Origin of the sequence: Streptomyces sp. NPDC057950, assembly GCF_042887295.1 — a bacterium.
GTDB classification, from domain to species: Bacteria; Actinomycetota; Actinomycetes; order Streptomycetales; family Streptomycetaceae; genus Streptomyces; species Streptomyces kaempferi.
On record NZ_JBHVPP010000015.1, the window covers coordinates 154,059 to 171,974 of the forward strand.

Consider the following 17,916-nt stretch of genomic DNA (forward strand, 5'->3'; position numbering starts at 1 on the left):
CTTTGGTGCTCCGAGCCCCTACGTTAAGCGACGGGTTAAGCCCGCTTAATACGCCGCTGTTGTTGCGAGGTCGCCATGCTCCGACGTATTTCCGCTCGCTACTTCCGAGTGCTCGGTGCGGCGGTCATCGCCGTGGCCGCACTGGTCCTGGCGGCGAACGCGGGCCCGGCCAGGGCGGCCGATCCCGCCCCGGCCCTCCACCAGCAGGGCCCGGGACACACCGAGACGGCGTACGGCGACACCTCCTCGCGACCGTAGCGGCCGCGGCGGCCGCCCGCCCACACCCGCTCCTCACCGCCCCCGCCGTCCACAGGTGTGGACCGACGCACCGGAGGCGAACTCCCGTTGCCGACGGCACCCTTCGTCGGCGGCCCCGCGAGACCCGACCGTCCGGAAACCGCGTCCTCCCCCGCGGCGGACGGCGCGAACGGCCGCCGGCGGAACTCCCCCGTTCCGCCGGCGGCCTCTACCCTGACCCCGTGAACTCTCCCGCCGCACGCACCGCGCTGGACCTCACCGCCGACCTCCCGGTCCCCGCCCTGGAGGACTTCTACCGGGACCTGCACCGGCATCCGGAACTGTCGATGCGCGAGCACCGCACCGCCGCCGCCCTCGCCTGCCGGTTCCGCACGGCCGGGTTCGACACGGTCACCGGCATCGGGGGCACCGGGGTCGTCGGGATCCTGCGGAACGGGCCGGGACCCACCGTCCTGCTCCGCGCCGACATGGACGCGCTGCCGGTCCAGGAGGAGACCGGGCTGCCGTACGCGTCCACGACGCCCGGCGTGATGCACGCCTGCGGGCACGATCTGCACGTCACCTGGCTGGCGGGCGCGGCGCAGGCGCTCGCCGCCGGGCGCGACACCTGGTCGGGCACGCTGCTGGTGCTCGGCCAGCCCGCCGAGGAGACCGGCGAGGGCGCCGCGGCGATGATCGCGGACCACGTCTACGAGCGGTTCCCGCCGCCGGACGTGCTGCTCGCCCAGCACGCCGCGCCCGGCCCGACGGGGCTCTACGCCCACCGGCCCGGTCTCATCATGTCCGCCTCGACCGACGTGGACATCGTCGTGCACGGGCGGGGCGGGCACGGTTCACGCCCGGAGTCGACCGTCGACCCGGTCGTCACCGCCGCCTACCTGGTGACCCGGCTGCAGACCGTCGTCAGCCGGGAGATCGCGGCGCGCGAGCAGGCCGTCCTGACGGTGGGACGGATCGAGGCGGGCACCCGCCACAACATCATCCCCACCGAGGCCCGGATCGCCCTCAACCTGCGGACCCAGTCGGGCGAGGTACGGGAACGCATGATCGCGGCGATCCGGCGGATCGCGGCGGGCGAGTGCCTGGCGGCCGGCTGCCCGCGCGAACCCGACGTCATCGTCGCAAACAGCTTCCCCGTGACCGTCAACGACCCGGACACCGACGGGCGGATCGCCGCGGTGCACGGCGAGGTCTTCGGGACCGGGACGATCCTCGACCCGGGTCCGGCGATGGGCAGCGAGGACTTCCCGAGGCTCGCGGACGGGCGGATCCCGTACTCCTACTGGTTCGTCACGAGCACTCCGGCGGAGGTCTGGGACGCCGCTCCCGGCGACGACCTCATGGAGAAGTTCGCGGCCGTGCCCAGCAACCACAGTCCGCACTTCGCACCCGACCCGCGCACCCTCGCGCCGGGGGTACGGACGCTGGTGTCGGGGGCGCTCGCCTGCCTCACCGCTCCGGAAGGATCCGCCTGAGCGCCCGGTCCGGCCGCCGGCTCCGCGTCACCCGGCGCGTCCGCACCAAAAAGCGCCCGGAAGCAGCTCCTCGTCACCGGCTGACGTACCCGGCGTGATCCGGCGGCCCGCTTCCCCCCGCGAGGACCGTCACACCTGGGCCTCCAGCCGGCTGAGCCGGCCCTGCACGTGGTCCAGCGCACCCTGCCGGCGCCCCGGCACCCGCAGCCGCAACCCGGCCAGCGCGAGCCCCAGTTCACGGGCGCGCAGCGGGTCGTCGACACGGCCCCACTGATGATGGGCCCGGTCCACGGCCGACTCCACGGACGGGGCGTCGGCGGGCTGTCCCGCGTCCAGGCGCGCGGTCGCCACCGCCAGCCAGACGCGGCAGCTCCCGGCCGCGTCACCCGCGAGCATCGCCAGGTCCGCGCGGACCTCCGCCCAGTGCAGGGCCTGCTCGGACGCGGTGCCCCAGGTGCGGACCGCCTCCTGTTCCCAGCGCGCGGCCAGCGCCGCGGCCTCTTCGTGCCGGCCCGCCCGCGCGGCAGCGGTGATCGCGGCGTGCGGGTCCGGCGCCGCGGGCACCCGCGCGTCCACCGCCAGCACGATCCCCGGCCGCCCGCCCTCCGCGTCGCCGCGGGCCAGCGCCTGCTCGTGCAACAGCGGCAGCGCGGGCCGGTGACCGCTGCGCAGGATGGTGGCGACGGCCTTCATGTACGCCGGTGACGCCACCGTGCGCCGGGGCGGCGGCGGCGCCACCCGCCCGTACAGGCCGACGCCCGTCCCCACCGGCAGGGTGCTCGTGGCGAGGTACTCCCAGCTCTCCGCGTCGGCGTGCAGGTCGACCAGGAGCGCGGTGGTGCCCGGCGGACGCAGCCGGAGCTCCTCGGCGATCCAGTGCCAGGGGAAGGCCGTGTAGCGGACGGTCGCCGGGGTGGTGCGGGCGAGCGCGAGATGAGGGAGGCGCTGGCGGCGGTCCAGTTGGAGCTGGCCGGTCACGAACACCGTCAGCGGGCCGGGTGCCGTCGCCGCGGCACGCAGCCGGGTCAGGACGGCCTGCGGCTCCAGCGGGTCGGCCAGTTCGACCACGTTCGCCGTGTCCGTGCCGGACAGCACCGCGGGGGAGACGGCCGCGAGGACGGGGAGCACCGACGCCGCGTCCACCAGACACCCCTTGCCCATCGGCGAGGCCGCGAGGAGCAGCACGGTTCCGGGCATGGTTGCCTCCCCATCGATCACGTACGCCAGCACCGTAACCGCTGCGCCTGCAAAGGGGGGACGACAGTCGCGCAAACGCCCCCTATGGCTGGCTTGTGCCGCTTCCGCCGGCGCCGGCGCCCGTCCGCCGCCGCACCGCGAAGATCGTCGTGTCGTCGGAGAGGCGTCCCCCGCAGTGCCGCAGCGTGCCGTCACGGACGAGTTCGACGAGGCGTTGCGGATCGGCGGTGGCCGGGTCCGCGGCGAGGGCGCCGGCCACCCGTTCGCGGAGCGGGAAGAACACGCCGTCGGCGTCACGGGCCTCGGTCACCCCGTCCGTCACCAGGAGCAGGGTTTCACCGGGTGCCAGCACGACCGTCAGGACGAGGGGCCGGTCGGCGGTCAGGGCGGCGAGGCCCAGTGGCAGGCCGTGGCCCGGCGGCAGGTCGCGCACGCCCTCGGGGGCGACCACCAGCGGGGGTTCGTGGCCGAAGTTGACGAACTCCACGGTGTCCCGGTCGTCCTGGGGGAAGCCGACGAGGACGCCGGTGGCGAAACGTTCCCAGTCGTCACGGTCGAGCGCCGCCCGGTAGCGCACATGCCGGAGCATGCGCACCTCCAGCCGGTCGGCGACCGTGTCGAGCGCGGGCTCGTGGTAGGCCGCCTCCCGGAACGTGCCGAGCAGCGCGGCCGCCGCCTCCACCGCCCCGAGCCCCTTGCCCTGGACGTCGCCGAGCAGCAGCCGGGTACCGCGGGGGCCGGGCTGGATGTCGTAGAAGTCGCCGCCGACGCGGGCCTCGCTGTCCGCGGCGAGGTACACGGCCGCGTGGTCGAGGCCGCCCCAGCCGGCCGGCATCGGGCGCAGCACGGTGCGCCGGGTCGTCTCGGCGACGTCCAGCATGTGCAGCATGCGCCGTTCGCCGCGGACCCGGACCGCGCAGGCCAGGATCGCGAGGAGGCCGCCCAGGGCGACGAGGATGAAGTCGGGCAGCCCCGTCCGGTACTGGTACGACCAGGACTTGTCCACCGCGAAGTAGGTGAGGAGCGAGAGGCACGCGAAGGCGGCCGTGCCCCACACTCCGCAGATCGCCGCCGCGATGCCCGGGACGAGCACGATCCAGGAGATCATCCGGAACGCGCCCGAGGTGTTCCAGTCGGCCGCCGCGATCCCGCCGAGCAGCACCGCGGGCGGCACCCACGCGACGCTGCGTCCGCGCAGCCTCAGGAGCTTCTGCCGCTGGACCGGATCGGCCCGTCCGGCCTGGGGCGCCAGCGGGCCGAGCGGGGGTAGCCAGTCGCCCACCTCGCCGTACCGCCTGTCCTTGTCGGCGCGCGGCCGATGTCAGTACGCCACCGACATCCGGGCACGCGGGTGGGTGGGCGTCTCCAGCTCGTCGACGAAGGCGACCGCGTAGTCCTCGGCGCTGATCCGGCTGTTGCCCTGGTCGTCGGTGAGCATCCGGTCGCCGCCGGTCCGGAACCGGCCGGTGCGCCGGCCGGGGGCGATCTCCGCGGCGGGCGAGACGTAGGTCCAGTCGAGGTCGTCGACGGTGCGGTAGTAGGTGAGGGCGTCGCGGTGTGCGAGCGCCTCCGCCAGAACGGTCTCGGGGAAGCCCGGCCGGTCGCAGAGCTCCTGTCCGGGCGCGACCTCCAGACTGCCCGCGCCTCCGACGACCACGAGCCGTGCCACGCCCGCCGCACGCGTACCGTCCACGAGCGCGTGGTTCAGGGCGAGGAAGGGGCCCGTGAGATCCGCGCTGTCCCTCGGCGGTACGCACGCCGAGGCGACCGCGTCGGCGCCCGCGGTCAGTTCGCTCACCTTCGCCGCGTCGGCGGCGTCCGCGGCGGTGGCGGTGACCCCGGGGACCGGGGACCGTCCGGACCTGCTGACCGCCAGGACACGGTGGCCGCGCTCCAACGCCTCGGTGGCGATACGGCTGCCGACCATGCCGGTGGCGCCGAAGAGTACGAGCTTCATGGAAGTCAGCGAAACACGGGGCCAGGGCACCCGCATCCCGACTTGCCAGGCGTCCGGGCGAGGTGTGCTCTGGAAGGCAGGGGCGAGGAGAGAGGAGTGCTCCCATGGCTCACGCGGCACATGCCTCATCGGCGTCGGGGACACGGCACACATCACGGACGCCACGGCCCTCGGACGTCTTCGACGCCCGCACCCACACCGTCGCACAGCGGGCGGTACCCGTGCTCGGCGGGCTCGTCTACGGATTCTGGGCCGCGGCCATCAACCGCAGCGGCGGTCCGATCACGGGCTGGAACGTCCTGTTCGGGTTCGTGAGCGCGATCGTGTTCGCCGCGGCCTGCACCGGCGTCCTCATGGTGGCGCCCCTGTTGAGGCGCGAACTGCACGCGGTGCTGTGGGCCGTGTTCGCGGGCCTCGCGTTCGGCTTCATCTACAGCCAGGCCGATCACAGCGTGTGGCGGTCCACGATGATGTCGCTGGCGGTCGCGTTCGGCGTGTTCGCCGTGAACTTCTACCGCTACTACACCCATGAGGACGGAGCGGGTCATCGCGTGGGCTGACGTCCCGCCCGCGTCGTATGTGGTGCACGAGACCCCGGCGGCCGCCGGGGTCTCGTGCACCTCCCTCACTCACCTACCTCCTGGGACGCCGGTCCCAGGAGCCACGGGGCGTGATGGCCACGCCTGGTTCTTCCGGATTCCAGGAAACACCCGTTCGGGTGAGCCCTCCACCGGAGCGGGCGGAGCCCGTGTGCCGCCCGGCCTCCCCGAGGGGTGCCGTCCGGGCCCCGTTCGGCTTGTCGCATGCGCCCATATGCAGTCACACCGCTCGCGCCCGGCTCCGCCCGGCCTTTGCCTGAGGGGGTGTCCCCTCGTGCCCGGAGCGTCCTGTCGGCCGTTCTGATCGTCCTCGCCTGTCTGCTCGCGCCACTCGGCGCGCTGTCCGGCTGGGCGATGTACGGCATCGGCGACAGCGGGCGGTACGAGGCCACGGTGGCGCCCCTCGCCTCCGACTCGGACGTGCGGGAGGCGATCGCCTCGGCCGTCACGGACGGGATCCTGCGCGAGGTCCACGTGGGCGCACCGCTCCAGAAGCCGGTGAACCACTTCGTACGGGACGCGGTGCGTTCGTTCACCCAGACCCCGGCGTTCCGCACGGCGTGGCAGGCGGTGAACCGGGCCGCGCACGACGCCGTGATGCGGGCGCTGCACAGCGACCGCGAGGAGGCCGTGACCATCGACCTCGCGCCGGTCGCCGAGCGGGTCAAGAGCCAACTCACGGTCCAGCACATGCCTTTGGCGAACCGGATCCCCGTCGAGCACACCGAGATCACGGTGTTGCCGCCCGAGGACCTGAACCAGCTCCGGAAGGGGTTCCACGTGCTTGAATTCGCCGGCTTCTGGCTGCCGGCCACGGCAGCCGTCCTCGCCGTGACGGGCATCCTGGTCGCCGTGTGCCGCAGACGGGCGGTGCTGGCCACCGGACTCGGGACGGCGCTGGGCGCCGCGCTGCTCGGTGTCGCGATCGCCGTCGGCCGCCGGCTCACGCTCGCCGACCTGCCGGCCGACGTGTCCCCCAGTGCGGCGGGCGCGGTCTACGACGCCCTCACCGGCACCCTCCGCCTCGTCTCCTGGCTGCTGCTCGCCCTCGGTGTCGTGGTGGCGTCGACCGCGCTGCTCACCGCCGCGTACGGGCGCCGCCGGCGAGCGGCCGCGGCGCCCGCGCAAGCCGCGGCGGACCAGCCGACACAAGTCCGAGCCTGACGGCACAGGTCCGGGCCCGAGGGCGTCCGGGCCCGACGGCGTCCAGGCCCGACGGCGTCCGGGTCGCCGCGTCCGCGCGCTCGGCGGGGACCAGCCGCTCCACCGTCTCCCGTCGGCGATCCCGCGATCCGGTGATCCCGCGATTCCGAGATCCGGCGATCCCGCGATCCGGCGACCCGGCGATCCCGCGATCCGGCGACCCGGCGATCCGGCGATCCCGCGATCCGGCGGAACTGCCTCCAGGGGTGAGGCATCCCGCCGTCCGCGCTCCGGAGCGACGGGCCGCCGCGACGGCCCGACCCGCTCCGGTAGGACCACGAGCCTGCCCGACAAGCCCACTCGAAGAAGTGACGCCCGTCCCCACGTGAGCGCACCACCCGCTGTCTGAGGGAGGATTCGGGCATCCCACACGGACGAGTGGAGGGCCGGGCGTGGACACTGCGGCAGCGGAACGGGCGGACGAGCGGCGGTCACGGCCACGGCGGCCGGCCGGCCGGAGAGCCGGATCCTGGGTGTCCGGCGCACTGCTCACCGGCGTGAGTGTCGTCGTGGGCTGCCGGGCGGCCGACACCGACGGCATCACCCCCGTGCCCCAACTGCTCGCCTTCCTGCCATGGCTGCTCGCTCCCCTCGGTCTGGCCCTGCTGCTGGCCCTGTTCGCGCGCTGGCGGACCGGGATGGTGTGGGGCGTGCTGGTGCTGGCGGCGATCGCCTGGTTCACGGAGCCGTACGGGAAGACCCGCGAGCCCGTCGGCAGTCCCGTCGCCGAGCTGCGGGTGCTGGCCTCCAACGTGCAGTTCGGCAGGGGAACCCCCGCGCTCATCGCCGCCGTCCGGCGCGAGCGGCCGGCCATCGTGTTCGTCGAGGAATGCGAGTACGCCTGCTCCCGGGCACTGCGCGACGCCTTCCAGCGGGCCGACGGCCCCTATCCGTACCGGGAGTCCGTCGAGGGCGCCGGCTCCGACGGTTCGGTCATCATGAGCCGCTTCCCGCTCACGAAGGCCGCCGGCATCCGGGCCACGATGGGGATGCCGGGGGCCGTGGCCGACATCGACGGCCACCCCGTACGGATCCAGCTCGCGCATCCCGAGCCCCCGTTGCCGGGACAGGTCGGCCTCTGGCGCCACGAACTCGGCGAACTGCGCGCCTACGCGGCCGCCGACGAGGCCACCCCCACCCTGATCGCCGGGGACTTCAACGCCTCCCAGGACCACGCCGCCTTCCGCCACCTCCTCGACACCGGCCTGCGCGACGGCTCCCGTCTCGCCGGCTCCCCGCGCACCCCCAGCTGGCCGGCCCGCACCACCCCCGCCCTCGGCGCCCAGATCGACCATGTCCTGGTCTCCGAGGAGTTCTCCGCGACCGGTGCCGTCTTCCTCACGGTGGCCGGCAGCGACCACCGCGCCCTGCTCGTCGATCTCACCCTCCACCAGCCCGGATGAGTCCGGGGAGGGCTCTGTGAAACGGTCATAATGGGCCCATGCCCCGCCAGTTGCCCAGTGCCCTCACTCCTCCCGACTGGCTGGTCAGGAACCTCCGCCCGCAGAACGCCCCCGTCTCCCGCGCCGCGGTCGTCCGCGCCGCGGTCGCGATGTCCCTGCCGCTGGCGATCGGCCTCGCCGTGGGCCGGCCCGCGTACGGGGCACTCGCCTCCATGGGCGCCCTGTCCGGCGTCATCGGCGACACCGCCGACGCGTACCGCATGCGCATCCTCACCATCGCCGTCCCCCAGCTCTTCGGCGCGGTCGGTGTCACCATCGGCGCGCTCGCCTTCGGCCACGGCTGGATCACCGTCACCGCCGTCACCGCCGTCGCGCTCGTCTCGGGGATGTTCTCGACGATCGGCTCCGTCGCCTCCGTGTCCGGACTGCTGCTCCTCCTCAACTGTGTGATCGGTGCCGGGCTGCCGTTGCCGGGCCCGTGGTGGCTGGCGCCCGTCCTGATGTCCGGCGGCGGCCTGCTGGTCCTCGCGCTGGCCCTGCTCGCGTGGCCGCTGCGCTCGGGCGTGCCCGAACGGGTCGCGGTCGCGGACACGTACCGGGCGGTGGCGGACCTGCTCGCCGCGAGCGGCACCGACGCGTACGACGACCGCCGCCACGCCGTCACCCAGTCCCTCAACCAGTCCTACGACCTCGTCCTCGCCCGGCGCGCCCGCCACCACGGCCGCAACCCGGACCTGGCCCGGCTGCTGGCCCAGCTGAACGCCGTCACCCCCGTCGTGGAGAGCGCCCCGGCCGCCCACCAGTACGGGCGCGGGCACGCCGAGCCGCTGCCCTCCGAGGTGCCCGCCGCCGTACGCCATCTCGCGGACGCCGTCGAGACCGGGTACACCGGCCCGACAGGCCTCAGGCTCCCCGTCCCCACCAACGAGACCGCGCGTGCCGTCGACCACGCCTTGACCCATGCCGCCGACGTCGTCACCGGCCGGACCCCCGACACGCGCACGGCCGACGACCCCCTCGGCCGACCCGCCCGCCTGGGCGTCCGCGCGGTGCGCTCCGCCCGCGACGTCCTCCTGTCCTCCGGGTCCTGGCGCTACGGTCTGCGGCTGGCCGTCTGCATCGGTCTCGCGCAGGCCCTGGTCTCACTCGTGCCGGTGGCCCGCTCCTACTGGGTCGCCCTCACCATCACCTTCGTGATGAAGCCCGATTTCGGGTCGGTCTTCTCACGGGCGCTGATGCGCGCGCTCGGCACGGTGGCGGGGCTCGTCGTCGCGGCCGTCGTCCTGGCCGCGGTACCGCTCGGCTGGTGGGACGTGCCGGTCATGGTCGTCCTCGCCCCGCTCATCCCGGTTCTCGGCGCGCGCGGCTACGGCCATCAGACCGCCGCCGTCACCCCGGTGATCCTGCTCCTGTCCGACGTCCTCAACCACCAGGGCACCGCCCTGCTCGTCCCGCGGCTCGTGGACTCCCTCATGGGATGCGCGATCGCGCTCGTCGCGGGCTACCTGCTGTGGCCGGAGAGCTGGCACACCCGTGTCGGCGACCGGCTCGCCGACACGGTCGCGGGCACCGCCCGTTATGTGGAGTACGCCTCCAGGGAGGACGCCGACCCCGCCGAACGCGCCCGTATGCGGCGCCGCCTCCACCGCGACCTGTCCGGCATCCGCACCGAGTTCCAGCGGGCCCTGAGCGAACCCCCGCCCAACGGCCGGCGCGCCGCCGCCTGGCTTCCGCTCGTCGTCGCCGTCGAGCGGATCGTCGACGCGACCACCGCGGCCGGGGTACGGATCCGGCACGGGGCCCAGCGTCCGTCGGCCGCCGAGTTCGCACAGGTGGCCCTGCAACTGCGGGAACTGTCCGAGGGGCTGCGCGAGACGGACGTGCTCGTCGCCGTCCGTACGGATCTCACCGGTCCGGCCGGCAGTGTGCTGGAACCCCTCCGGCAGGAGGTCGCCGCGGCCCGCGCGATCGCGTCACCTCACTGAACGACCGGGCGCGGCCGGGGGAGCGGGGGCGCGGACCCGGCACGGACCGGACGCGGACCCGGACCCGGACCCGGACCCGGAAAGAACGGCGGTGCGGGCCGCCCGTGCAGGGGGCGGCCCGCACCCGTGGGGGGTGGGGCTGGTGGAGGCCGGTGGGAACTAGGACGTCGCCTTGGCCAAGGCCTTGTCCAGCGCCTGCGCGAAGCCGTTGGCCCACAGCTGGTTGACACGCGACCGCTCGGCCGCGTTGGGGTTCGCGTTGGTGCAGGAGGGACCGGGGCCGCCGCCCGACATCAACTCGCTGCACGGGCCGGAGTAGTGGTCGGGCAGACCGAGGACATGGCCGGTCTCGTGCGCGGTGATGCGGATCGGGTTGTACTGCTCGCTCTGTGCGTAGTCCAGGAAGACGTACCCGCTGCCGTGGCCGTCCGTCGAGGCGTACGAGCCGCGCGAGTCGTTGCCCTCGCGGTAGGTGAAGTCCGCGCTCGACGCCGAGCCGGACTGGAGCTTCACGTTCGCCACCGCGCCGTTCCATATCGCGGCGCTGCGCGCTATCTCGGTACTGAAGGAGGGCGCGCGGGAGGCGTTGTAGATCACGGTGACGGCCGCCGCGCTGCTCGGGTTCGCGGCGCGCTTCTCGGCGACGGATTTGATGACCGCCGCGAAGAACGCCTGGTTGGCCTTGCTCTCCTCGGCGGAACCCGCGTAGGCGGAGAAGCCGGGGAGGGCGGAGTGTCCGGCGTGGACGGCGTCCCGCGCGGGGACGGGAGCCGCCACGGCGGGGACCGTGCCGAACCCGGCGGCCGCGAGGCCCAGACCGAGCGCGGCCGCGAGTACGGCCTTGGACTTGGGCAGGGGAGCTCTCATCGATGACTCCTTGTGTGGGGGGGTGAAGTCGTCACCGTGAGTTTCGGTGCCTGTGCGGCTGCTGTGATGATGGCAAGTGGCGATAGGCCAGGACTATCGGCCCGCGGAAGGCCGTCCAACTCGCCCGTTCCGCGTGGGGTTTGTGCGTCTGGTGCAACGTCTGCTTCCGACTTAGGCTCCGCAGGCATGGAGCTTGAGGTCAGGCACCTCCGCGCGCTGTGCGCCATCGCCGACACCGGCAGCCTGCACCGCGCCGCGCGCCTGCTCGGCGTCGCCCAGCCCTCGTTGAGCACCCAGCTGCGCAGGATCGAACAGGAGCTGGGCGGTGAGCTGTTCATCCGCGAACGGAGCGGCTGCCGCCCCACTCCGCTCGGCCGGATCGTGCTCGGCCGGGCCCGCCCGCTGGTGGCCGAAATGCGGTCCCTGGTCGCCGAGGCGCGGGCCGCCGCCGCGGACGGACTCCAGCTGCGTATCGGCTCCACCGCGAGCCGCGCGCTCGCGGGCTGGCTGCGCCGGCTGCGCGAACACCGCCAGGAGCCGCTCCTCCAGATGGACGTGTCCGCGAACGCCCTGCTCAACCTGGTCGCCGAGGGACGGCTCGACGTCGCCTTCGTGCACGAGGTGGAGGGCTGCCCCCTGCGCATCCCGGACGGACTGCGGCTGCGCGTCCTGGTCGAGCGCGAGCCCCAGTTCGTCTCCCTGCCCAACGACCACCCGGCCGCCGTGCGTCCCGTCGTCCACCTCTCCGAGCTGGCCCAGGACCGCTGGATGGTGGACCCCACGGTCGACGGGGAGTGGGACGCCGTGCACCGGATGCTGCGCTCCGCCGGGCTCAACCCCCGGGTCCTGCACGGCGACTACCACACCGCCGCCTCCCTGGTCGCCACCGGCGAGGTCGTCACGGTCTGCCAGCCCACCCGCCAGTCCGGCCCCGAGACGGCCGTGCGCCCCCTGCACGGCGACCCGCTCGGCGTACGACTGCTGCTCGCAGCCCGTACGGAGACGGAACTGGACGGCGTCTACCCGGAACTCGCGGATGCCTACGAGGAGACGGCACGGCAGGCGCCCGCGTACCGTGAGTGGCTGGAACACGGCGGTTCGGGAACCCCGGTCCCCGCCCTCCCGTGAACGTCGGCCGGTCTTCGGCGGGCTTCCTGTGTGAGGATGTGGGCCACGGCAGCAGTCTGCGCACTTTACTTTCCCCATGCGATTCCATGACCTGGACTTGGCGTAGGGGAGATGTGGGCGCGGGGGTGCGGTGGCCCGATGAACGTGCGGTGAACCCGTGGGATCCGTAGGGGTCTTGATAACGCTCTTGACACCGCTACCTGTCGGTACCCGACCCTGCCCAAGATCGCCGACAGCGGCCGCTAACCTTACGTGTCCGTCCTGGCCAGGGATTGACGGGCTTCAACTCATGCGAAGGGTTGCGCACATGGGCATTCTCACTCTCCTGCGGAACGCGTTCGGCCGCTCACGCCAGGGGCGTGACGCCGACGCGGAGACCTCGCGGGAAGCTTCGGCTCCCTCGGTTTCGGCCCCGGAGGCCGAACACGTTCCTTCGCAGGAGGCCGAACCGGTCTCCGCGCCGATCCCCTCCCAGGCGGCCGAACGGGCCCCCGCGGAGACCGAACCGAAGATCCCCGCGCCTTCGTCCGAACCGAAGCCGGGGCCGACGTCGTCGGTGGTCGACGAGCTGGTGTCGGCGGCGTTCGACAACGTCACGGTCCCCAAGCCGGCGGAGTCGACGGAGTCGGCCAAGGCGACGAGGTCCTCCGGGCCGCAGACGGGGACGACCTCTTCTCCGGAGACGGTGGCCGAGGCCGCGCCCACGGACGAGGTCGAGGCGGGGGCGGAGGCCGGGGTCGAGGCTCGGGCCGAGGCGGAGGCGAAGCCCGAGGGTGCGGTCGAGCCCGTGGCCGAGGCGGCGCCCACCAGCGAGGTCGAGGCGGATGCCGAGGTCGTCGCCGAGCCCGAAGCCGTGACCGAGCCCGAGGCCGAGGCGGCGCCCACCAGCGAGGTCGAGGCGGATGCCGAGGTCGTCGCCGAGCCCGAAGCCGTGACCGAGCCCGAGGCCGTGACCGAGGCGGACGCCGGTGCCGACGCAGCCGCCGTGGCCGGGCCCGAGGCCGAGGTCATCGCCGAGGCCGAACCCGCGGCCGAGGACACGCCCAAGGCCGAGATCGAGCCTGCGGCCGAGCCCTCGGTCGAGCCCTCGGTCGAGGCCGAGGCCGTGGCCCAGCCCTCGATCGAGGCCGAGCCCGTGGCCGAAGCCGAGGTGGCAGTCGCACCCGAGGCCGAGCCGGACGCCGAGGCCGCCGCCGAGGTCGAGCCCAAGACCGAGACCGCCGCCGAGCCCAAGGTCGAGGCCGAGGTCACTCCCGAGCCCAAGGTCGAGGCCGAGGTCACCCCCGAGCCGGAGGCCGAGGTCGAGACCACGCCCGGGACCGAGGCCGCGCCCGAGGTCGACGCCGAAGCCGCGGTCGTGGCCGAGGCCGAAGCCGTGGTGGAGGCGGTCGCGCCCGGGACCGAGCCGGTTGTCGAGGCTCCCGAGGTCTCCGAGCCGGAGGCCGAGGAGCCCGCCGCCGCGAGTGCTCCGGCGGCGGAACCGGTCGCGCAGACCGAATCCGAGCCCGAGCCGGCTCTCGAAACCGTCGCCGCGCAGGCCGCCGAACCCGCGGCCGACGCCGACGCCACGGCTCCCGCCGTCCCCCTCGCCCACGTCCAGTCGACCGCCGCGACCCTCACCACCGCGTACCGGGAAGCCGCCGCCACCCTCGAGAAGCAGAACCTCACCGGCGCCCGCGCCAAGGTCTACCTCGTCCTGGACCGCTCCGCGTCGATGCGCGCGTACTACAAGGACGGCTCCGCCCAGGCCCTCGGTGAGCAGGCCCTCGCCCTCGCCGCGCACCTCGACCCCGAGGCCACGGTCCCGGTCGTCTTCTTCTCCACCGAGCTCGACGGCACCGGCGAGCTCACCCTCGCCGACCACGAGAACAAGGTCGACGAGCTCCACGGCGCCCTCGGCCGGATGGGCCGTACCAGCTATCACGTCGCCGTACAGGAAGTCCTCGCCCAGCACGAGAAGTCGCAGAACCCCGCGGCCCCCGCGCTCGTGATCTTCCAGACGGACGGCGCCCCGGACGCCAAGACCCCGGCCACCCTGGCGCTCACCGAGGCGGCCGCGACCCACCCCGCCGTCTTCTTCTCCTTCGTCGCCTTCGGCGAGCACGAGAACAAGGCGTTCGACTACCTGCGCAAGCTGAAGACCGCCAACGCGTCCTTCTTCCACGCGGGCCCCACCCCCCGCGAACTGACGGACGCCGAGGTCTACGAGGGCGTCCTGGCGAACTGGCGCCCGTAGGCGGCGCCGGCACCCCGCCGGAACCCCAGCGCGAACCACCGGAGGCCGCCCGCTTCCCATCCCTTAAAACGGGAGGCGGGCGGCCCACCCATGTCGGCTACGATTTCAAGGTTCGTAAGACGACCGGCGACCTGATCGGAACCGCCGGCCGTCACCCCACGTAGCGACTTGGGAGCAGCCCGCGATGGCTCGACACCTCATCACCAGCGCCCTTCCGTACATCAACGGGATCAAGCACCTGGGCAACATGGTGGGGTCCATGCTCCCGGCGGACGTGTACTCCCGCTACCTTCGCCAGCGCGGCCACGACGTGCTGTACATCTGCGCGACGGACGAGCACGGCACCCCGGCCGAGCTGGCGGCGAAGGAGCGGGGCATCCCCGTCGACGCGTTCTGCGCGCAGGCGCACGACGCCCAGAAGGCCGTCTACGACGGCTTCGAGCTGGCCTTCGACTACTTCGGCCGCAGCTCGAGCGAGCAGAACCGCGAGATCACCCAGCACTTCGCCCGCCGCCTGAACGAGAACGGCTTCATCGAGGAGCGCGCGATCCGTCAGGTGTACTCGCCGACGGACGGCCGCTTCCTCCCGGACCGCTACGTCGAGGGCACCTGCCCGCACTGCGGCTACGACAAGGCGCGCGGCGACCAGTGCGAGAACTGCACGCGCGTCCTGGACCCGACCGACCTGATCAACCCGCGTTCGGCGATCTCCGGCTCGACGGACCTCGAGGTCCGCGAGACGAAGCACCTCTTCCTGCTCCAGTCGAAGCTGCAGCACGAGGTCGAGGCCTGGGTCTCCCGGCACGAGGAGGAGTGGCCGCAGCTGGCGTCCTCCATCGCCCGCAAGTGGCTGACCGAGGGTCTGCACGACCGCGCGATCACCCGCGACCTGGACTGGGGCGTCCCGGTGCCCGCCGACACCTGGCCGGAACTGGCCGCCGAGGGCAAGGTCTTCTACGTCTGGTTCGACGCCCCGATCGAGTACATCGGCGCGACGAAGGAGTGGGCGGACGCGGCGCCCGCCGGCGAGACCCGCGACTGGAAGTCCTGGTGGTACGAGGCCGACGACACGGTCCTCTACACGGAGTTCATGGCGAAGGACAACGTCCCCTTCCACACGGTGATGTTCCCGGCCACGGAGCTCGGTGTCCGCGAGCCCTGGAAGAAGGTCGACTACGTCAAGGCCTTCAACTGGCTGACGTACTACGGCGGGAAGTTCTCCACGTCGCAGAAGCGCGGCGTCTTCACCGACCACGCGCTGGACATCCTGCCCGCGGACTACTGGCGCTACTTCCTCATCGCCAACGCCCCCGAGTCGGACGACTCGTCCTTCACCTGGGAGCACTTCACCACCACGGTCAACAAGGACCTCGCCGACACCCTCGGCAACTTCGTCAACCGCGTCCTGTCCTTCTCCAGGAAGCGCTTCGGCGACGAGGTCCCGGCGGGCGCGGCGGCCGGTGAGGCGGAGGCCAAGCTCGGCGAGGAGATCGCCGGTCTGCTCTCCGAGTACGAGACCCAGATGGAGGCCCTCCAGTTCCGCAAGGCGGCGGCGGCGCTGCGTGCCCTGTGGTCGGCGGGCAACTCCTACCTGGAGGAGAAGGCCCCCTGGCTGGAGATCAAGACCGACCCCGACGGCGCGGCCCTGACCCTGCGCACGGCGATGAACCTGATCCACCTCTACTCGGTGGTCTCGGAGCCCTTCATCCCCGCCTCCGCCAAGGCGATGCGCTCCGCGTTCGCGCTGGCGGACGACACGGCGGCGTGGGTGTCCGCGGACGAGGCGAAGTCCCTGGACGCCGTGCCGGCGGGCACCGCGTTCACCGTGCCCCCGGTGCTCTTCGCCAAGATCACGGACGAGGACCTGGAGTCGTACAAGGAGCGCTTCGGCGGCGCTCCTGAGTAGTCCGGACAGCAGGAGCGGGGCCCGGCGTCACTCGATGCCGGGCCCCGCTGCCGTGTCCGACGGCCGGAAACCGACCCCGATGGTGACATGCGCGCGCCCACCCGTATGGTTTCGCCATGGCAGTCCCTCCGGTCATCCCGATCGCCTACGAGCCGAAGTCCCGCACCGAGACCATAGGTCACTACGCGGACGGCCAGTTCCTGGCGTCGGTCACCTACGCATTCCCCGAGGGGTACCGGCCCGACGACGGCTGGGAAGAGCACAAGCGCCTCTACACGGTGCTGCACACCTTCGACTCCCAGGGCCACTACCGCGACTCCGAGATCTGGTGCGCGGGCACCTGGGCCGAGCAGCAACTGACCCCGGACGGCGAGAGTTCGGTCCTCTCCCTGGCCAGGGCCCATCTGGCGAAACTCCTGCGGAGCCTGCCCCGGCGCTCCTACACGGACATCGCGGTCCGCCCCTTCCAACTCATCGTCGACGGCGTGCTCTTCGGCCTGGTGATCAAGAAGGACGAGGAGGAGACCTGGGCCGAGCTCTACCCGGACCGCCTCGGCTTCGCGGACCCGTGGGACGGCACATACGACACCTGAGTCCCGCGCACGGCCATCGGCACTCCGGCGTCGGCCGGGCCCCCGCCTGATTCGGAAGCAGCCGCCGGAGGACGCGGCACACGGACCCGTTCTGAGCGGGCCCGGTCCCATCGGCTCGCACCGGCCTGCCTACCCTGGCTCCGTGATCACCACTTCGTCGGTCCTCGGACAGTTCGATCTCTGCGCGGACCGGGCGGCGTTCCCCGATCTCGACAACGGCTACTACCACCCCGTCGACGCGCGGATCCACGTCCTCGGCGACGGCACGCGCTGGGCCGTGGTCGCCGAACTGCTCGGCTACAACCCGCGCGGCGGCAACCTCATCGACGTCATGCACCGCTTCGGCAACTGCCTCACCCGCGGTGAGCCCGGGTTCGGCGCCTTCCTGGACCGGGTGGACAACATGACGGAGGTCGACCCCGAGGGCACGGGGGTCTACGCCGGAGGAGCCCCCGTGGTCGTCCGGGGGACCGCGCTCACGGTCGGCGCCGACGCCGGCACCCCCCTGCAGGACGTGTTCCGCCTGCTCGCCCCGCAGAACAAGGGGCTTCTCCTGGCAGACGCGGCGGAACTCAGGGCCGACCTCCCCGCCGACCTGCCCGTACTGCTGCGGCTCGACGAATGGAACCAGCCGGAAGATCTCTGGGACACCCTGCCGAGCGCCCACGAGACCTTCCGGCTGATCGCCGACGTACTGAACTCCTCCGACGCGGCCCGGTACCGGCCGACGCTCCCGCCCAACACCCACTGGTCCCACTGGCCCGACGCCGGAACACTCTGACCAGGACCGGACACCGCTGGGACGAACCCTCGCGTCAGCTCACCGAAGCCGACGCCGCCCCGCCCGGCACCGTGTCCGTGCTGTCGTACGTCTCGTCCGGGGTCACGCCCGACGTCAGGCGCGCGCACTCCCCTCGCCTGGCGCTTCCCGTCGTACGTGAGGTACAGGAGCCCGCCCGGACGACCGTTCTGCGGGTAGATCGCGTCCTCGGTCGGCTCGGCGTGCCCACCCCCGTGCCGCCGGAGGCGCCGCCGGACGGAGGCTCGCCCGTGGGCGTGCCCGAGGGGGCGCCGGGCGGGGACCCGGAGGGCGGCGTACCCCAGCGACG

The 17,916-nt window shown here is 73.0% G+C and carries 15 protein-coding genes; 11 read left to right on the forward strand and 4 right to left on the reverse strand.

Annotated features, from left to right (window positions below):
* The first annotated feature begins 75 nt into the window (after positions 1 to 75).
* Together ACFVTC_RS24730 and ACFVTC_RS24735 are read left to right on the forward strand one after the other, a co-directional pair.
* A complete protein-coding gene (locus tag ACFVTC_RS24730; RefSeq protein WP_168529169.1) occupies positions 76 to 258 on the forward strand; it encodes a hypothetical protein in 183 nt (60 codons plus the stop codon).
* A gap of 221 nt (positions 259 to 479) precedes the next feature.
* Positions 480 to 1,733, forward strand: a complete 1,254-nt coding sequence (locus ACFVTC_RS24735; RefSeq protein ID WP_390130394.1) for an amidohydrolase — start codon at positions 480 to 482, stop codon at positions 1,731 to 1,733.
* A 129-nt stretch (positions 1,734 to 1,862) separates the two neighbouring features.
* On the opposite strand, the gene ACFVTC_RS24740 is transcribed toward ACFVTC_RS24735, so the two are convergent.
* From ACFVTC_RS24740 to ACFVTC_RS24750, 3 genes are all read right to left on the reverse strand, one after another.
* A complete protein-coding gene (locus ACFVTC_RS24740) occupies positions 1,863 to 2,930 on the reverse strand; it encodes a hypothetical protein (protein ID WP_390130396.1) in 1,068 nt (355 codons plus the stop codon).
* A gap of 82 nt (positions 2,931 to 3,012) precedes the next feature.
* The gene (locus ACFVTC_RS24745) at positions 3,013 to 4,212 is read right to left on the reverse strand and encodes a PP2C family protein-serine/threonine phosphatase (protein ID WP_390130397.1); all 1,200 of its coding nucleotides are present in this window, start codon (positions 4,210 to 4,212) and stop codon (positions 3,013 to 3,015) included.
* A gap of 39 nt (positions 4,213 to 4,251) precedes the next feature.
* The gene (locus ACFVTC_RS24750; RefSeq protein ID WP_390130399.1) at positions 4,252 to 4,887 is read right to left on the reverse strand and encodes an NAD(P)-dependent oxidoreductase; all 636 of its coding nucleotides are present in this window, start codon (positions 4,885 to 4,887) and stop codon (positions 4,252 to 4,254) included.
* Between the two features lie 104 nt (positions 4,888 to 4,991).
* On the opposite strand from ACFVTC_RS24750, the gene ACFVTC_RS24755 reads away from it, so the two are divergent.
* From ACFVTC_RS24755 to ACFVTC_RS24770, 4 genes are all read left to right on the forward strand, one after another.
* The gene (locus tag ACFVTC_RS24755) at positions 4,992 to 5,447 is read left to right on the forward strand and encodes a hypothetical protein (protein ID WP_390130401.1); all 456 of its coding nucleotides are present in this window, start codon (positions 4,992 to 4,994) and stop codon (positions 5,445 to 5,447) included.
* Positions 5,448 to 5,750: 303 nt separating this feature from the next.
* Complete coding sequence (locus ACFVTC_RS24760; protein WP_390130403.1) at positions 5,751 to 6,650, forward strand: hypothetical protein; 900 nt, start codon at positions 5,751 to 5,753, stop codon at positions 6,648 to 6,650.
* Positions 6,651 to 7,081: 431 nt separating this feature from the next.
* Complete coding sequence (locus ACFVTC_RS24765; protein WP_390130405.1) at positions 7,082 to 8,092, forward strand: endonuclease/exonuclease/phosphatase family protein; 1,011 nt, start codon at positions 7,082 to 7,084, stop codon at positions 8,090 to 8,092.
* Positions 8,093 to 8,130: 38 nt separating this feature from the next.
* Positions 8,131 to 10,077 (forward strand): FUSC family protein, encoded by a 1,947-nt coding sequence (locus ACFVTC_RS24770; RefSeq protein ID WP_390130406.1) that lies wholly within the window; start codon positions 8,131 to 8,133, stop codon positions 10,075 to 10,077.
* A 159-nt stretch (positions 10,078 to 10,236) separates the two neighbouring features.
* On the opposite strand, the gene snpA is transcribed toward ACFVTC_RS24770, so the two are convergent.
* Positions 10,237 to 10,944, reverse strand: a complete 708-nt coding sequence (gene snpA, locus ACFVTC_RS24775) for a snapalysin (RefSeq protein WP_390130407.1) — start codon at positions 10,942 to 10,944, stop codon at positions 10,237 to 10,239.
* 186 nt (positions 10,945 to 11,130) lie between these two features.
* On the opposite strand from snpA, the gene ACFVTC_RS24780 reads away from it, so the two are divergent.
* The 5 genes from ACFVTC_RS24780 to ACFVTC_RS24800 all read left to right on the forward strand — a co-directional run bounded on the left by ACFVTC_RS24780 (position 11,131) and on the right by ACFVTC_RS24800 (position 17,588).
* Complete coding sequence (locus tag ACFVTC_RS24780) at positions 11,131 to 12,072, forward strand: LysR family transcriptional regulator (protein WP_390130409.1); 942 nt, start codon at positions 11,131 to 11,133, stop codon at positions 12,070 to 12,072.
* Positions 12,073 to 12,379: 307 nt separating this feature from the next.
* Positions 12,380 to 14,308, forward strand: a complete 1,929-nt coding sequence (locus ACFVTC_RS24785; protein WP_390130411.1) for a VWA domain-containing protein — start codon at positions 12,380 to 12,382, stop codon at positions 14,306 to 14,308.
* Positions 14,309 to 14,492: 184 nt separating this feature from the next.
* Entirely contained in the window at positions 14,493 to 16,214 is a 1,722-nt protein-coding gene (gene metG, locus ACFVTC_RS24790) for a methionine--tRNA ligase (protein WP_390130413.1), read from the forward strand.
* Between the two features lie 116 nt (positions 16,215 to 16,330).
* Positions 16,331 to 16,807, forward strand: a complete 477-nt coding sequence (locus tag ACFVTC_RS24795; protein WP_390130415.1) for a hypothetical protein — start codon at positions 16,331 to 16,333, stop codon at positions 16,805 to 16,807.
* 142 nt (positions 16,808 to 16,949) lie between these two features.
* Positions 16,950 to 17,588, forward strand: coding sequence for a DUF7003 family protein (locus tag ACFVTC_RS24800; RefSeq protein WP_390130416.1), 639 nt, complete (start codon positions 16,950 to 16,952; stop codon positions 17,586 to 17,588).
* Positions 17,589 to 17,916 lie beyond the last annotated feature (328 nt).

Excerpts from the sequence above, each read along its gene's own strand:
- ACFVTC_RS24730 (WP_168529169.1), top strand. The coding sequence starts at position 76 with ATGCTCCGACGTATTTCCGCTCGCTACTTCCGAGTGCTCGGTGCGGCG.
- ACFVTC_RS24740 (WP_390130396.1), bottom strand. The coding sequence starts at position 2,930 with ATGCCCGGAACCGTGCTGCTCCTCGCGGCCTCGCCGATGGGCAAGGGG.
- ACFVTC_RS24750 (WP_390130399.1), bottom strand. The coding sequence starts at position 4,887 with ATGAAGCTCGTACTCTTCGGCGCCACCGGCATGGTCGGCAGCCGTATC.
- ACFVTC_RS24755 (WP_390130401.1), top strand. The coding sequence starts at position 4,992 with ATGGCTCACGCGGCACATGCCTCATCGGCGTCGGGGACACGGCACACA.
- ACFVTC_RS24770 (WP_390130406.1), top strand. The coding sequence starts at position 8,131 with ATGCCCCGCCAGTTGCCCAGTGCCCTCACTCCTCCCGACTGGCTGGTC.
- snpA (WP_390130407.1), bottom strand. The coding sequence starts at position 10,944 with ATGAGAGCTCCCCTGCCCAAGTCCAAGGCCGTACTCGCGGCCGCGCTC.
- ACFVTC_RS24780 (WP_390130409.1), top strand. The coding sequence starts at position 11,131 with ATGGAGCTTGAGGTCAGGCACCTCCGCGCGCTGTGCGCCATCGCCGAC.
- ACFVTC_RS24785 (WP_390130411.1), top strand. The coding sequence starts at position 12,380 with ATGGGCATTCTCACTCTCCTGCGGAACGCGTTCGGCCGCTCACGCCAG.
- metG (WP_390130413.1), top strand. The coding sequence starts at position 14,493 with ATGGCTCGACACCTCATCACCAGCGCCCTTCCGTACATCAACGGGATC.
- ACFVTC_RS24795 (WP_390130415.1), top strand. The coding sequence starts at position 16,331 with ATGGCAGTCCCTCCGGTCATCCCGATCGCCTACGAGCCGAAGTCCCGC.